Source organism: Clostridiaceae bacterium (assembly GCA_012840395.1).
In the GTDB taxonomy this organism is placed as follows: Bacteria; Bacillota; Clostridia; order Acetivibrionales; family DULL01; genus DULL01.
The window spans coordinates 14,580-31,011 of record DULL01000046.1 but is presented as its reverse complement, the minus strand read 5'-3'; the positions used below and the strand labels follow the sequence as shown (position 1 = coordinate 31,011).

Below are 16,432 nucleotides of genomic sequence, written 5' to 3'. Positions count from 1 at the left end.
ATAGCATATGTAAGCATGATATGCATGGATAGAGCTCTGATATAAAAATTTAAATAAAAACAGCGGATGATCATAAGATTGTCCGCTGTTTTTCATGCTTTTTAAAAGGGTATTAAAAGGATAGTTGATTTATTAAAAATTTAATCTAAAGTGTAATTATTAGACATAATATTACAAATAGAGGGGGATTTACTATGTTATTTAATAGCCCTGGAAAAGTAATTGGTTACATAGAATCAATTACCAAAGGAAACCTGGATGTATTTGATGAACATGAATCTCAAACAAGCAATGCTTTGGCAAGGAAAGTCATAGAACTAGGCAAGGAACTTAAATTAAAGAGCAAATCTGTTAAAGCACTGTTAAAGGGGCTGTTTATACTAGCTACAAAAATAAGCAGCTTTGATATAAAATTAAAACATGCAAGTAAAAGAATTAGTGAATCAATAAAGGAACTTTCCAGGATTTCAAGTAATGTCTATTCAACCTTTCAGGAAGCTACAGCTGCTATAAACCAGATAGCTGAAGGCAGTGAAGAATTAAGCTCATCTCTTGAGAAAATAACAATAGAGTCAAAAATATTAAATGAAAATACTGTTAAGAGCAGTGAAATGATGAAGGCAATGGAGAATGAAAGCAGAGAAGTATTAGAATATTCTACAGGTATGAGCCAGGACATTAATTATCTTTTCACTACATTGGAAAAAATGCGAGAAACATTGCAAGGTATACATAATATATCCAACCAAACAAATCTCCTGGCTCTTAATGCTTCAATAGAAGCAGCCAGGGCTGGGGATGCAGGGAAGGGCTTTATGGTGGTAGCAGATGAAATAAGAAAACTATCAGATACCACGAAATCACTTCTTAAATCTATGGATGAGTTTCTCGATGAAGTAAATGCTGCATCAGTAAAAAGCCAAAAGAGTGTAAATATGACAATAAAGCTGATAGACAAGGCAAGTACTTCAATGGTTGCAATAATTGAAGATTTCAGAGCCAGTGCAGCATCCATAGATAATGTTACTCAAAGCTTAGAAAAAATTTCTGCTTTTAATGAACAACTTCATGCTTCCCTCGAAGAAGTATCAGCAGGTATGTACAGCATAAGTGAAGAAACTGAAAAGGTCAGCATTCTGGTTACGGATCTGGAATTGTTAGGCAATGATATCTCAAATGTGGCCGATGATATTAAGGATATAGAGTTAGAAGTTGATGAACTTACCAAACAGGGAGGCAAAATAGCTTCTGACAGGTTAAACGGACTATCAATCAGTGATTTTAATGCTTCAATCGAATCTGCTATTCAAGCTCATATTAACTGGGTTAAAATTCTAAAGGATATGGTAGCAAAAGGTCATGCACAACCTTTGCAAACTGATGACCATCGGTGTGGTTTTGGACATTTCTACTACAGTGTAGAACCAAAATCAGAAAAGATACTGCCATTATGGAAAGCAGTAGAAAAATACCATTCAGAACTGCACATTATGGGAGAAGAAGTAATTGAATTATTGAATAATGGAAATACCCATGAAGCAGCGCAGGTGGCCAAAAAAGCCGAAAAACATTCAGAGACTATAGTTGGAATGTTTAATAAAATGCTGGAAACTTCAAAGGAAATGGAGGCTATAGGAGAGAGGGTATTCTAGCTATTCCACAGTAAATATAACCGGAAAAGGCCTTCACAAAAGATTCTGAACACAACATACATTTCCTATAATACCATATTAAACAATTGAAATCAAAATATTAAAAGGTTATAATTTATACTACTGAAATGAAGTTGTCTTTTTTGCCTTGCAAGAATAAAGCTGTATAGAGCCAAATAAAAATATAACGAGCGGTGAAAATCGAAAAATTTTTATGAACCTGGGTGTTAAAACGGGGAAAAAGATGTATCCCAGATTGACAGAAAGCTGTTACCTTAAAGTTTTCGGGCGCTGAGAAACTTATGTTACTTTAATCAGAATATACAGGGTAAAATTTCTGTAGCGGGAAATATTATACCTTTATGTTATATGAAATGTATGAAATAAATGGTGGGAATAGATTATTTTGTGAGGGGTTGATTAATTTTGGAAAGAAAAAAGATTATAAAAAAACAGGTATTGCCGCTTTTACCCCTAAGAGGGCTAACTGTATTTCCGTATATGATTTTGCATTTTGATGTAGGCCGGGAAAAGTCAATTAAAGCTCTGGAAGAAGCTATGGTTAACGACCAGTTGATTTTTTTAGTAGCTCAAAAAGACGCTAAGGTTGACTCTCCAGATATAGATGACATATACAGTGTTGGTACTATTTCAAAAATCAAGCAGCTTTTAAAACTGCCAGGAGATACTATCAGGGTACTAGTGGAAGGTATAAGCAGAGCTGAAATATGTAAATTTACTCAAACTGAGTCTTTTTTTATGGCGGAAGTGGCAGAAAAGACCTATGTGATTGACGAAAAGAATAATTTGGAGATTGAAGCCCTTAGAAGGAGAATACTGGATGCCTTTGGTGAATATGTCAAACTAAGCGGTAAAATTTCACCGGAAGTGATAATGTCAATAATGTCCCTTGAGGAACCAGGACAGCTCACTGATACAATAACATACAGTATTTTTCTCAGAACCGATCAAAGACAGGAACTGCTGGATGAATTTGATCCTGCAATAAGAATGGAAAGACTTTTGGAAATCCTTTTGAAGGAAATTGAAATTCTGCGGATAGAAAGAGACATTAATGCCAAAGTCAGAAAACAGATTGACAAAATGCAAAAGGATTATTATCTCAGGGAACAGTTAAAAGCTATACAGAGTGAACTGGGAGATAAAGATAATCCTTTGGGAGAAGTAGAAGAATACAGGGAAAAAATGGAGAAAGCTAATTTCCCTGAAGCAGTAAAAGAAAAAGTAAATAAAGAACTGGACAGATTATCAAAAATGGCTCCCGGTTCAGCTGAAGGCACGGTTATAAGGACATATCTGGACTGGATATTTGATTTACCGTGGAATAAAAAGACTGAGGATACATTTGATATATTAAATGCTCAAAAGATACTCGAGGAAGATCATTACGGCCTGGAAATGGTCAAAGAGAGAATACTTGAATTCTTAGCTGTAAGCAAGCTAAAAAACAGTTTGAAAGGTCCGATTATTTGCCTGGTAGGACCTCCTGGTGTAGGTAAAACCTCTATTGCCAAATCAGTTGCCAGAGCATTGAACAGAAAGTATGTGAGGTTGTCTCTGGGAGGCGTAAGGGATGAAGCTGAAATAAGAGGGCATAGAAGAACATATATCGGTTCAATGCCCGGCAGGATAATTGCTGCCCTTAAAGAGGCAGGTTCCAGCAATCCTCTGTTACTGCTTGATGAAATTGACAAAATGAGCAATGATTTCAGGGGAGATCCTGCAGCAGCTTTGCTTGAGGTTCTTGACAGTGAACAAAATTTTGCTTTTAGAGATCATTATCTTGAGGTTCCTTTTGACCTTTCAGATGTATTATTTTTAACCACTGCCAATAATATGGAAACTATACCCAGGCCTTTGTTGGACAGGATGGAAGTGATAAGTATACCTGGGTATACTGAAGAGGAAAAAGTGAATATTGCAATAAAGTATCTGATTCCAAAGCAAATAGAAGCACATGGCTTGAAAAAAAGAAATATCAGCTTTGATGAACAAGCGGTAAGAGATATAATAAATTACTACACAAGAGAGGCAGGAGTAAGAAATCTTGAAAGAGAGATTGCCTCAATTTGCAGAAAGGTTGCAAAACAGCTTGTTTCAACCAATAAGAAGTCAGTTAAGATTCGATCCACTAACCTTACAAAATACTTAGGTGTTAAAAGGTATAGGTATGAAAAGGTTAATGAGAAAGATGAAATAGGAATTGCTACAGGATTAGCCTGGACACCTGTGGGTGGGGATACTATTTCTATTGAAGTAAATGTTATGAGCGGAAGCGGTAAACTTGAACTTACAGGACATTTAGGCGAAATCATGAAAGAATCTGCGAGGGCTGCCATGAGCTATATTCGCTCTAAGGCTGAACATCTGGGGATAGACAAGGATTTTTATACAAAATACGATATTCATATACACGTACCTGAAGGTGCAATTCCTAAAGACGGACCATCAGCGGGTATTACTCTGGCTACAGCAATGACATCAGCTCTTTCATTAAGGGCTGTAAAAAGAAATGTGGCCATGACCGGAGAAATAACTCTCAGAGGCAGGGTGCTGCCTATTGGAGGGCTTAAGGAAAAAGTGCTGGCTGCACACAGGGCTGGAATTGATACAGTGATAATACCGATAGATAATAAGAAAGATATTGAAGAAATACCCGAAAATATCAGAAAGAAAATAAAATTTATTACTGCAGCCGATATGGACACTGTCTTAAACGCGGCACTTGTAAAACAAAAAATCATGGCTTTTACAGGCAGCAATTTACAGGAAGAAAAAAGCAATAATATAATAATCAGCAATGAAAAAGATTCCTTAGATAAAATAGAACGTGGTGCATTAATGGAACAGTGAAATAAATAGGTTCAGTTTAAAAATAATGTGCAAGAATTTAAAGGCAAGGGGCGGTCTCCCTTGCCTTTAAAAATACTTATTTATAGTCTGTATCCCATTTTCTTCTATAATTTTTATTCCGTACTCATTTAAATAACCTTCATAAAAATTGGTGTTTTGAATTTTTGTTCCGTATTCATTCAATAATGATTCAAATAACCCTGAATTCGACTGACCTAAACAGGGTTTTATCAGGGTTAGATAGTATACGTTATTTAGCTCATATAAACTACTCTTCCCGTTATATAATGGTTGGATATTCTTACATAGCATGCATAAATCTTCAAAATTCTCAAAAGCGTAAATAATGAGTGATGAAGAAAGCTTACGGATTTTTCGCCTTACTCTTAAATCCGATTTTTTAAATCTGCTTTTAATGTACTTTTGAATGGATTCAAAATCTGCATCATCACTGATTTTAGTTATAGTTATTGTAAAACCATCGTTAAAATCCTGGTAAGGTTCTATTAATAGCTGAGAATCTGAAATATTCAGACCTAATTGTTCTTCAGCCTGTTCAACCATATCCCAGAATAAATTTTGTGCAGCAGGGGAGTTATAATTTAAAGAAGAAATGTCAATATTTCTTTCTTCCAGGTCATCCAGGGAAATAGTGACTTTGATGATGTTTTCACTAATTTTTTCTATTTTCATAATGACCTCCGGATAATACCAATATTAAGGAACTGCAATATTAAATTAGGTACTAATTATATTATACTTATATTTAAGTTAAAAGAGAAGAATAATTATTAGTTCACTAAAGGCAAGGCTTTAAGGAGAATTTCTTCAGCCTTCTTAGCCTGCTCCTGTCCTGGGCTTTTCAATCCTTTTAAGGAATATTTTTCACCAAGTTTTTCCCACTTATATTCCCCAAGATTGTGATAAGGGAGCACATTCACTTTTTGCACTGTTTTGAGGGTTGAAATAAATTGCGCCGCCAACTCCAGATCTTCTTTATCATCATTATATCCCGGGATAAGAACATATCTTATCCATATCGGTATACCTTTTTCAGATGCGTAAGTTGCAAATTTAACAATAGTATCTCTGCCTACACCTGTAATTTGCCTGTGTTTTTCCTCAGAAGCCTGCTTAATATCCAACAATATAAGGTCAGTATATTGCAATAAGGTTTTTACCTTCTCAATTGGGGCATGGCCGCTGGTATCAAGTGCCGTATGCACGTTTATTTCACGGCATTTTTTAAACACCTCAGAAACAAATTCTGCCTGGAGGGTCGGTTCTCCTCCGGTTATTGTAATACCGCCTCCTGAGGGCTTTATATAATTTAAATATTTACTTAATTCATTTATGATCTCATCAGGTGTGTACTCCTTACCACCACAGGTATCCCACATATCCCTGTTATGGCAATAAATACATCTTAGGGGACAGCCCTGCATAAAAACTACAAATCTTATTCCAGGGCCGTCTACAGTACCAAAAGTTTCAAAGGAATGTACTCTGCCTTTTATCATGTATTTGTCACATCCTAAGGAAAATATCTTTAATCCCCGGGCGAATCAAGGTTGATTATTTAAATGCCGCCGTGTATAGTCCTGTTTATGACGTCAAGCTGTTGTTTTCTTGTTAGCTTAGTAAAATTAACGGCATATCCTGATACTCTGATAGTGAGCTGGGGATATTTTTCAGGGTGCTCCATTGCATCCAACAGAAGTTCCTTATCAAAAACATTAACATTGATGTGATGCCCTCCCTGTTTAAAATAACCGTCAAGCAGAGAAGTAAGATTATTCACTCTTGTATCATTATGAATTCCGAGAGCTTTTGGTACAATGGAGAATGTATAGGAAATTCCATCCTGGGCATATTCATAAGGAAGTTTAGCTATGGAATTTAATACAGCCAAAGCGCCGTTAATATCTCTGCCATGCATGGGATTTGCGCCCGGAGCAAGAGGTTCGCCGCTTTTTCTTCCATCTGGCGTATTTCCGGTTTTCTCTCCGTAAACCACATTTGAGGTAATTGTCAGTATAGAAAGGGTAGGCATGGAATTTCTGTATGTCCTTTGTTTTCTTAATTTATTCATAAACATTTTAATTACTTCAACAGCAATTGAATCTACCCGTTCATCATTATTTCCGAATTTAGGGAAATCTCCTTCCACCTCAAAGTCTATAGCAATGTTATCTTCATTTCTGATGGGTTTTACCCGTGCATATTTTATTGCGCTCAATGAATCAGCTACTACCGAAAGCCCTGCAACACCGCAAGCCATAGTCCTGAAAACTTCTCTGTCATGAAGGGCCATTTGGAGCCTTTCATATGCGTACCGGTCATGCATGTAATGGATAATATTAAGAGTATTCATATATAGTCTTGTAAGCCAGTCAAGGATAGCATTAAAACGTTCCATAACTTCTTCATATTCAAGGTACTCGCTGTCTATAGGTGCCAGTGCAGGTGCTATCTGATTTCCGGTTATCTCATCTTTTCCTCCGTTTATGGCATAAAGCAGCGCCTTTGCCAGGTTGCATCTTGCACCAAAAAACTGCATTTGTTTACCCAGTCTCATAGCTGAAACGCAGCAGGCAATACCATAATCATCTCCCCAGTGATGCCGCATTATATCATCATTTTCATATTGTATGGAACTTGTACTGATTGAAATTTTGGAGCAGAACTTTTTAAAAGGTTCGGGAAGATGTACGGACCATAGCACGGTTAAATTAGGCTCCGGTGCAGGTCCAAGATTTATCAGGGTATTTAGCATTCTAAAGGAAGTTTTGGTTACAAGAGTTCTTCCATCAAGTCCCATACCTCCAATACTCTCAGTTACCCAGGTAGGATCTCCGCTAAAAAGTTTGTCATACTCCGGTGTCCTTAAGAACCTTACTATCCTTAACTTAATTACAAAATGGTCTATTAATTCCTGTGCTTCCTGCTCGGTAATTTTGTTCTCATCCAAATCCCTTTCAATATATATGTCAAGAAAGGTAGAAACTCTTCCTAAGCTCATGGCAGCGCCGTTTTGTTCTTTGACTGCTCCAAGATAAGCAAAATAAAGCCATTGAACAGCTTCCCGGGCATTTTTTGCAGGCCCTGATATATCAAAGCCATAACTTAGAGCCATTTCCTTAAGGTTTCTTAAAGCTTTTATCTGCTCACTGATTTCTTCTCTTTCTCTTACTGTTTCTCCATCAATATAGTCATACTCCAGAAAAGTTTTTTCCTTTTCTTTTTCTTCTATAAGCCTGTCAACTCCATACAAAGGCACTCTTCTATAATCACCAATTATCCTGCCTCTCCCGTAAGCATCAGGCAGGCCTGTAATAATACCTGCCTTTTTGGCTCGCCGCATTTCGGGAGTATAAACATCATATACCGCATCGTTATGGGTTTTTCTATAATTGGTAAAAATGTTTACTATTTCTGGAGGGACTTCTTTTCCATATGCATTACATCCTTTAACAACCATCCTCAGACCCCCAAATGGTATAATGGCACGTTTTAAGGGGGAATCTGTCTGAAGTCCTACAATTTTTTCCAGAGACTTATCTATATATCCTGGCTTATGGGATGTAATTGTTGATATGGTGCTTGTATCAATGTCAAGAACTCCGCCGTTTTTTCTTTCCTGTTCGAGAAGGTTTGATACTTTCTCCCACAACTTTTTTGTTGCTTCGGTGGGAGGCTGAAGAAAACTTTCGTTACCTTCATAAGGGGTATAATTTAATTGTATGAAATTTCTTACATCAATTTCTGAATTCCAGTTGCCTTTTTTAAATCCACGCCATGCATCCATAAAATCACCATTCCTGATATAATATTAAATCTAATGATGTAAATCAAAAACCTGATGTAAATTTAATAATCTATAAATTGATTATTTATTAAAATTAACAGGATAGAATAATGTACATATAGTTTTCTCCAGATAAGGGGCATTATATCCATGTTTATATTTGAAGATTATATTCAGACAATGTGCAGGGTAATATAATCACAAATGAGATTTATATAATCACTATAATAAGTAATATATTATAATATTTTATCAGGCCATAAGAAAATGCAGTAAATCATTCAAACCATCTATACAAGTATAAAATCATTCAAAACAGGTAATTCCAGGTGTTTAATTAATCTATGCTTCTGCTATAATTACAATTAATGTATTTAGCAAGCTGCTTTTGCCAATTACAGTTTTTTACTTATAACCGAAAGAAGCGCGGTGGAATGGAAACTTATGAAAACACAGACCCGCTGCCTAACCCATTGATGACGGTAGGTCTTGCCTATAACCTTAAAAAAGGTATAGAGTCAGTGATTGAAGACATTGAAGCAGAGTATGACAGTATAGAAACTATATTGGCTATAAAAGAAGCACTTGAACGGTTGCAATGCAAGGTTGAGCTTCTTGAAGCGGACAGTGGAATATTTCATAAACTGTTAAGCACAAAGTTGGACATAGTATTTAATATTGCTGAAGGCATTCATGGAAGAGGAAGAGAAGCACAGGTTCCTGCTATACTAAATTTTCTCAAAATCCCTTTTGTTGGTTCTGACGAAACTACATTATGTTTATCACTGGACAAAGCCCTCTCAAAAAGATTCCTGTCAACTTATAAGATAAAAACTCCAAGGTATAAAATATTTAATTCTATATGTCCAAATACAAAAGTAAACCTGAAGTTTCCCGTTATTGTGAAGCCCAATGCCGAAGGTTCCAGCAAAGGCATTTCCGACATTGCTGTGGCTGAAAATCATGAGGAACTGCGGCAGCTTATAGAAAAGAATATTTCTGCCTACTGCCAGTCTGTGCTGGTGGAGGAATTTATTCAAGGCAGGGAGTTTACAGTTGCCATTGTGGGGAATGGGGGTGAAACACTGATATTCCCTCCCATGGAGATTAAGTACAAAAATCGGGGGCAAAAGTACAATATATATAGCTTTAATGTAAAAAAGAACTATAAAGAATATGTAGATTATATCTGTCCTGCGGATCTTGATAAGTCTGCCGAAAAAAAGATGAAAGTTATGGCCGGAAAAATATACAGGTTACTTGAGTGCAAAGACTTTTCGAGAGTAGATTTCCGTATGGCAGAAGATGGAGAAATATATTTTATTGAGATAAATCCTCTGCCAGGATTAGCTCCGGGTTATAGTGATTATCCCATGATTACTCAATTCAACGGAGTGGGGTACACAGATACAATTAAAATGATATTAAACAGTGCTTTAAAAAGGTACGGAATAAAACAATTAATTTAGGATGAAGGCGAGAAAAGTGAGAGAATATAAATCTATCGAGTTATGGAAAGATGTAAGCGAAGAGGATTGGAGCGATTGGAAATGGCAGCTAAGAAACAGGATAACTTCTACAGAGCAATTAAGTAAGATAATAAAACTGTCAGATACAGAAATATCAGACATTAATGAATGCCTTAAAAAATTCAGGATGGCCATTACACCCTATTATGCAACCTTAATTGACCAGGATAACCCCAACTGTCCTATAAGATCCCAGGCAATTCCCAGCATAAAGGAGTTAGACTTTTGTCCTTTTGATATGTCTGATCCTCTCAATGAGGACATGTTTTCTCCAGTTGCAAATATAGTTCACAGATATCCTGACAGAGTATTGTTTTTATTGACGCATAAGTGTGCCATGTACTGCAGGCATTGTACAAGAAGACGTATGGTGGGAGAGGAGGATTACTCAATTGGAAGCAAGGCCCTGGATCAAGCTTTGAAATATATAAAGGATAATTCTTTCATAAGGGATGTCCTTTTATCTGGCGGAGACCCGTTGATTTTGTCAGATTCTTTCCTTGAAAAGGTTATATCCAGATTGCGTGAAATACCTCATGTGGAAATTATTCGTATTGGCACCAGAGTTCCGGTGGTACTTCCAATGAGAATAAATGATGATTTGCTGAAGATGCTGAAAAAGTACCAGCCGATATGGATTAATACTCATTTTAACCATCCGGATGAAATTACGGACCACTCAATAAAAGCATGCGGTAAGATTGTTGATGCCGGAATACCTTTGGGAAATCAGAATGTTTTACTTAGGGGTGTTAATGATAACAGTGCCACTTTAAAGGAACTATATCTTAAACTTGTTAAAATGAGAGTAAGGCCATATTATATGTATCAATGTGACCTGGCCATAGGCATAAGCCATTTCAGGACACCAGTAGATACCGGAATAAATATAATGAGGGATTTAAGAGGATATATATCAGGGTATGCCATACCCTCTTTTGTAATTGATGCACCCGAAGGGGGAGGGAAAATCCCTGTCAATCCGGAATATGTGATTTCGATAGATAAAACGCAAGTTATTATGAAAAACTATAAAGGGGAGATATATAAATATCCGAATACTATATAACATTTTTATGATTTTAATATTTCATATATTTTCAGCACCTTCGATACGAGTACCTTGCTCTTGTTGTCCAGTATTGGCCTCATTGCTGCAATAGTGCTGGCTATGGTATCGGAGCTGATACCTCTGTTTTTTGCCAGGGTAAAATTTCTTTTTAAATTTCTGTATGAATTAGTATAATCAGCGCATATACGCACGGTATTACTTAATGAACTTTTATATTTTTCAGGGGAATAATGCGCTATTACTTCCATTATTTGATCAGGTTGAGGACGGGATTGAATACTTACACTCTGTCCTCTCTCAGCCTGGAGAAGATCTCCTGATACCGGGGTATACATTTTTCTGATCTTGCTGGCAGCAAGTAAACTATTGGCAACGTTTTCCATTACACTGTATTTATCCATAAAGCAAAACCTCACATTTTTTTGATATGCCTTTATTATATATACCTTATTCTATAGTATGAAGAAATTTCTGAAGCGGTGAAAATCTATGTAATTATTCTGGAAAAAATTAATTATGAAAAAACTTAATTAAAGAAAAAATTTTTCTCTTGCCATATGATTTAAGATGTGTTATTATCTTTATTAACTATATTATGAAATAGAATAATACTAAAGTGATGATTGAGTATAGTAACCATTAATTGAAAATTACAGAGAGTCACTAGATGGTGCGAATGTGGCGTGGATGTTAATGGTGAATGGGCTCATGAGTGCGATCCGAATAAAAAGTAGGCGTCGACGGGGTTCCTGCCCGTTAACAAGAGGACATGTATTATTGTACATGAAATGAGTGGGCATATTATTATTAATATGTCAATTTGGGTGGCACCGCAGGAGAAATTAACCTCTTGTCCCTAGTAAGGGAACAAGAGGTTTTTTATATTACTAGACAGCAAATGCTCTCAAGCTTTGTTAACAGCTTTGTTACAACAGCAATCTAACAAGGCATCAAGAAGTTACTTGCTTCTATAGGCGGTATCGGAATTTATGCAAATTATAATAAAAATAATTAAATTTAAAATGGCAAAATTCAACAAAATTTGTTTAAAAGAAGGGAGATAAGAATGATGAAAAATGGATTTTTTGGAGAATTTGGAGGAAGGTTTGTTCCGGATGAGCTTGTAGCTCCGTTGACTGAATTGGAAGAAAATTTTTACAAGTATATTGAGGATGAAGAATTTTTAAATGAACTGAATTATTACTACAAACATTATGTAGGAAGAGAAAGCCCACTATATTTTGCTGAAAGGCTGACCAAAGAAATGGGCGGCGGCAAGATTTACCTTAAGAGAGAAGACTTGAACCATACAGGTGCCCACAAAATAAATAATGCTCTGGGACAGATATTGCTGGCTAAAAAAATGGGAAAGAAAAGAGTAATTGCTGAAACCGGAGCAGGACAGCATGGTGTGGCTACGGCAACAGCCTGTGCTTTATTCGGGCTTGAATGTGTGATTTATATGGGAGAAATCGATACAAAAAGACAGGCACTTAATGTTTTCCGGATGGAGCTTCTGGGAGCAAAAGTAGTTCCGGTAAAAACAGGTACAAGAACCTTAAAGGATGCAGTAGATGAGGCATTAAAAGATTATGTCCAGAATTATAAGAATACTTTCTATCTATTGGGTTCTGCTGTAGGTCCTCATCCATACCCAACAATGGTCAGGGAATTCCAGAGCATTATAGGACGTGAAGCAAGAAAACAGATTCTTGAGACTGAAGGAAAGCTGCCCGATTACCTGGTAGCTTGTGTTGGAGGCGGAAGCAATGCAATAGGGCTATTCCATCCTTTCTATAATGACAGCTCTGTTAAAATTATCGGAGTTGAGCCTGCAGGTAAGGGATTGGATACAAATGAACATGCAGCAAGTATATGTAAAGGAACTATTGGTATAATACATGGATTTAAGTGCTATACCTTACAGGATGAGAACAATGAACCATTGCCGGTTTATTCTATTGCTGCCGGTCTGGATTATCCGGGTGTGGGACCTGAACATTGTTACTACAAAGAAACCGGAAGGGCAGAATATGTTACAGTAACGGATAAAGAAGCTGTTGATGCTTTCATGACCCTTTCAAAAGTGGAAGGAATTATACCTGCCATTGAAAGCTCTCATGCAGTTGCCTATGCAATGAAACTGGCGAAAGAAATTGATAAAAATGAGATAATTATTGTTAATCTTTCCGGCAGGGGAGATAAGGATGTTGTGCAGATAAAAGAGTACCTTGAGGGATGCTAGATACTAATTCTTAAAAAAGGCATATTCAGGCATGGTAATAATGGTAATAATACAGGTATAAAAATAAATAAAAAAACAGTGCGGGTTAATTAAATAAAAGCAACAAGAAGCCTTACATGAATCTTGTTGCTTTTATTTTAGTAGGAAAAAAATTAGATTCTAAAAAGAAGAAAAGATATCATTCTTTATATTACTATGATATACTTTAACCATGAGCAAAAAATGACTTTCTTGAGGACAGGACCATTCACTTTCTTAAAATCATAAAAACCATGGAGGATGATAATCTTGAAGTTTACGTTTTGCCACAACAACATCAATGTTCTCGACCTTGAGAAGAGCATAGCTTTTTACAAAGAAGCTCTGGGGCTACAGGAGATCAGAAGGCGTAACCATAAAGACGGGGATTTTATTCTGGTTTTTATGGGTGATGGCTCAACTCAGCATGCTCTCGAACTAACCTGGCTAAGAGACAGAAAAGAACCTTACGATCTTGGTGACAATGAATTCCACATAGCATTCAGAGTGGATGACTTTGAGGCAGCTTATGAGCATCATAAAAAGATGGGCTGCATATGCTATGAAAATAAGGACATGGGTATATATTTTATAAATGACCCTGACGGATACTGGATTGAAATCCTTCCAGCGAAACGGTAAATGAAAAATTAGTGCTATGAATACAACTTGAATAAGCTGACAAAGGGACGTTTTGTCGCATGTTTTGGGAGCAAAAGAACCGTCCCTTTGTTCTGTTGCTTGTGAATAGGAGATGACCCTTGTTGGATGCTGCTAAAAGAGTTTGTGCGGAAATTAATTTGAACAATTTAAAACACAATATATCAGAGATAAGAAAAATTTTAGATAAAAATGTTATGATTATGGGTGTGGTTAAGGCTGATGCCTATGGCCATGGAGCTGTTGAAATATCAAAAACTCTTGTATCAAATGGCGTGCAAAGGCTGGCTGTGGCCACTGTAGATGAAGCAATAACTCTGAGGGAAAATAATATAAATGTTCCTGTGTTAGTTTTTGGTTCCATAACAGAAGAGGATGTTCATAAGGTTTTTGATTATGATTTAACTCCTATAATATTTAATGTTAATCATGGAGAACTTATTTCATCTGCAGCGGTTAAATACGGGAAAAACATAAAGGTACATATTAAGGTTGACACCGGCATGGGCAGACTTGGTTTTTTCCCCGATTCTTATGGAGTAAAACAGGTAGTGGATGTTGCACGGCTTCCAAGATTAGAACTTGAAGGGATTATGACACACTTTTCTTGTGCGGATGACGAAAAACCAGATTATACACTTCTTCAATTTACATTTTTTATGGAAATGTGCGAAAATCTTAAGAAACAAGGTGTTGAATTTGAGATACGTCATGCGGCAAATAGTGCGGCAACTTTAAAATATAAGGATATGCATTTAAATATGATCAGACCCGGATTAATAATATACGGGATATATCCTGAGCATACCAAAGAATATACTTCCGTTGATCTTAAACCTGTAATGACCTTAAAATCAAAACTGGTTTCCATAAAACAATTCCCAAAAGATTCTTTCATCAGCTACGGAAGAGCTTATAGAATAAGCAGGGATCACAGTATTATTGGAGTAGTTTCAGCAGGATATGCAGACGGATATTGGAGAGCACTGTCAGATAAAGGTCATGTATTGATAGGTGGAAAAACTGTACCCATTGCAGGAAGAATATGCATGGATTATTTTATGGTTGATCTAACAGATGTATCGGATTGTGTATATGAAGGACAAGAAGTAATTCTCATGGGAAAAAGCGGAAGCAAGGAAATAACAGCAGATATGATCGGAAACCTTTGCGGAACAATCAGCTATGAGGTTGTGTGCAGAATTGGAAAGAGAGTAGAAAGAGTTTATGTGAATTAATACCACAACGTAGGAAATATACTTAGATAATAATTGTGACGGAGGATACGGTTATGACAGATGATATCAAAAAAATTGCTGAGGAACTTTTTCAAGATATTATTAGAATGAGAAGAGAACTCCACATGTATCCTGAAGAAGGATATAAAGAATTCAGAACCTCTGAATACATAGCCCGTGTCCTGAGGAATGCCGGAATTGAAACCACTACTGGTATTGCTGGTACGGGAGTTGTTGGTATAATAAAAGGTGAAGCCGGTGATGGAAAAACCATAATGCTCAGGGCAGATATAGATGCAAATACCATTAGAGAAGAAGTACAGTGTGAATATACCTCAAAAGTAGATGGCATGATGCATGCCTGCGGACACGACGGACATACAGCTTCTTTACTGGGCACTGCCTTAATTCTCTCCAGGTTAAAAGATAAGCTAAAAGGCAATGTCAAGCTGGTGTTCCAGCCAGCTGAGGAAAAACTTACGGGAGCCAGAAAAATGATAGAAGAAGGTGTATTGGATAATCCTAAAGTTGATGCATGTTTAGGGATGCACCTTTGGCCTTCAATACCTTCTGGTAAAATAATAGCAAAGGCAGGACCTGTACTATCTGCAGGAGATTTTTTTGATATTAAAATCACCGGGAAAAGCGGACACGGCTCACAGCCCCATTTTACCGTAGATCCCATATCTGCCGGAAGCAAGCTTCTAAATGAACTGTATACAACAGTAATAAGAAAGATTGATCCATCAGAGGCTGCTGTTATTTCAGTATGCTCTTTCAATGCCGGGTCTTATTATAATATAATTCCTGACACAGCGGAATTAAAAGGAACCATCCGTTCTTTTAAAAAGGAAGTACAGGATAAGATTCATAAAAACATGCAATTTGCCGCGGACAAGATTGGAGATGCTGAAGGAGTAAAAATTGACCTGGCTATTCATAAATTGGTTGATGTCACGGAAAACGACAGTGTCTTGGCATCCTTGGTCAGAAACTCAATTAAGAAGATAGCAGGAGAAGATAGTTTGGAGGATAATGTGGCTCCATCTACAGGTTGTGAAGATTTTTCCTTCTATTCCCAGAAGGTTCCTGGAGTATTTTTACTTGTAGGATGCGGATTTCCTGACAAAGCTGATAATTCTCCTTTACATAGTTCAACTTTCCAGATGGATGAAAACTGCCTGCTCCTTTCAGTTCAGGTATTTGTACAGGCAGTTTGCGATTATCTTTTGAGTTAACAAAAAAGTTGCCCTGATGAAAGAATATACAATAAGAAAAAGAAGATTATAGCTAAGGAAAGTATATAAAAAACCTGTGAATTATCCGAAAAACATAT

At 36.6% G+C, this 16,432-nt stretch carries 12 protein-coding genes and 1 other annotated feature; of the genes, 8 read left to right on the top strand and 4 right to left on the bottom strand.

What is annotated here, in order from left to right; all coding sequences use genetic code 11:
• The first annotated feature begins 194 nt into the window (after positions 1-194).
• On the top strand, positions 195-1,652 hold the full coding sequence (locus GXX20_05685) for a hypothetical protein (protein ID HHW31151.1): 1,458 nt from the start codon (positions 195-197) through the stop codon (positions 1,650-1,652).
• Positions 1,653-2,075: 423 nt separating this feature from the next.
• Positions 2,076-4,526, top strand: coding sequence for an endopeptidase La (lon, locus tag GXX20_05680; protein HHW31150.1), 2,451 nt, complete (start codon positions 2,076-2,078; stop codon positions 4,524-4,526).
• A gap of 66 nt (positions 4,527-4,592) precedes the next feature.
• Here lon and GXX20_05675 read toward each other — a convergent pair whose 3' ends face one another.
• The 3 genes from GXX20_05675 to pflB all read right to left on the bottom strand — a co-directional run bounded on the left by GXX20_05675 (position 4,593) and on the right by pflB (position 8,334).
• Positions 4,593-5,219, bottom strand: coding sequence for an adaptor protein MecA (locus GXX20_05675; protein HHW31149.1), 627 nt, complete (start codon positions 5,217-5,219; stop codon positions 4,593-4,595).
• Between the two features lie 98 nt (positions 5,220-5,317).
• On the bottom strand, positions 5,318-6,046 hold the full coding sequence (gene pflA / locus GXX20_05670) for a pyruvate formate lyase-activating protein (GenBank protein ID HHW31148.1): 729 nt from the start codon (positions 6,044-6,046) through the stop codon (positions 5,318-5,320).
• Positions 6,047-6,105: 59 nt separating this feature from the next.
• Entirely contained in the window at positions 6,106-8,334 is a 2,229-nt protein-coding gene (gene pflB / locus GXX20_05665; GenBank protein ID HHW31147.1) for a formate C-acetyltransferase, read from the bottom strand.
• Between the two features lie 434 nt (positions 8,335-8,768).
• On the opposite strand from pflB, the gene GXX20_05660 reads away from it, so the two are divergent.
• Complete coding sequence (locus GXX20_05660; GenBank protein HHW31146.1) at positions 8,769-9,803, top strand: ATP-grasp domain-containing protein; 1,035 nt, start codon at positions 8,769-8,771, stop codon at positions 9,801-9,803.
• A gap of 16 nt (positions 9,804-9,819) precedes the next feature.
• Entirely contained in the window at positions 9,820-10,932 is a 1,113-nt protein-coding gene (gene ablA / locus GXX20_05655) for a lysine 2,3-aminomutase (protein ID HHW31145.1), read from the top strand.
• Positions 10,933-10,937: 5 nt separating this feature from the next.
• Here the strand turns inward: ablA and GXX20_05650 are convergent, their stop codons facing one another.
• On the bottom strand, positions 10,938-11,336 hold the full coding sequence (locus GXX20_05650) for a hypothetical protein (GenBank protein HHW31144.1): 399 nt from the start codon (positions 11,334-11,336) through the stop codon (positions 10,938-10,940).
• A gap of 209 nt (positions 11,337-11,545) precedes the next feature.
• Positions 11,546-11,796 (top strand) — a binding site (T-box leader).
• Between the two features lie 208 nt (positions 11,797-12,004).
• Here GXX20_05650 and trpB point away from each other — a divergent pair.
• From trpB to GXX20_05630, 4 genes are all read left to right on the top strand, one after another.
• Positions 12,005-13,180, top strand: coding sequence for a tryptophan synthase subunit beta (gene trpB, locus GXX20_05645; GenBank protein ID HHW31143.1), 1,176 nt, complete (start codon positions 12,005-12,007; stop codon positions 13,178-13,180).
• Between the two features lie 279 nt (positions 13,181-13,459).
• Positions 13,460-13,840, top strand: a complete 381-nt coding sequence (locus tag GXX20_05640; GenBank protein ID HHW31142.1) for a lactoylglutathione lyase — start codon at positions 13,460-13,462, stop codon at positions 13,838-13,840.
• 122 nt (positions 13,841-13,962) lie between these two features.
• Complete coding sequence (gene alr, locus GXX20_05635; protein ID HHW31141.1) at positions 13,963-15,096, top strand: alanine racemase; 1,134 nt, start codon at positions 13,963-13,965, stop codon at positions 15,094-15,096.
• 53 nt (positions 15,097-15,149) lie between these two features.
• A complete protein-coding gene (locus tag GXX20_05630; GenBank protein HHW31140.1) occupies positions 15,150-16,334 on the top strand; it encodes an amidohydrolase in 1,185 nt (394 codons plus the stop codon).
• Positions 16,335-16,432: the final 98 nt, after the last annotated feature.

Coding starts and splice junctions, on each gene's coding strand:
- GXX20_05685 (HHW31151.1), top strand. CDS start 195: ATGTTATTTAATAGCCCTGGAAAAGTAATTGGTTACATAGAATCAATT.
- GXX20_05675 (HHW31149.1), bottom strand. CDS start 5,219: ATGAAAATAGAAAAAATTAGTGAAAACATCATCAAAGTCACTATTTCC.
- pflA (HHW31148.1), bottom strand. CDS start 6,046: ATGATAAAAGGCAGAGTACATTCCTTTGAAACTTTTGGTACTGTAGAC.
- pflB (HHW31147.1), bottom strand. CDS start 8,334: ATGGATGCATGGCGTGGATTTAAAAAAGGCAACTGGAATTCAGAAATT.
- GXX20_05660 (HHW31146.1), top strand. CDS start 8,769: ATGGAAACTTATGAAAACACAGACCCGCTGCCTAACCCATTGATGACG.
- GXX20_05650 (HHW31144.1), bottom strand. CDS start 11,336: ATGGATAAATACAGTGTAATGGAAAACGTTGCCAATAGTTTACTTGCT.
- trpB (HHW31143.1), top strand. CDS start 12,005: ATGAAAAATGGATTTTTTGGAGAATTTGGAGGAAGGTTTGTTCCGGAT.
- GXX20_05640 (HHW31142.1), top strand. CDS start 13,460: ATGATAATCTTGAAGTTTACGTTTTGCCACAACAACATCAATGTTCTC.
- GXX20_05630 (HHW31140.1), top strand. CDS start 15,150: ATGACAGATGATATCAAAAAAATTGCTGAGGAACTTTTTCAAGATATT.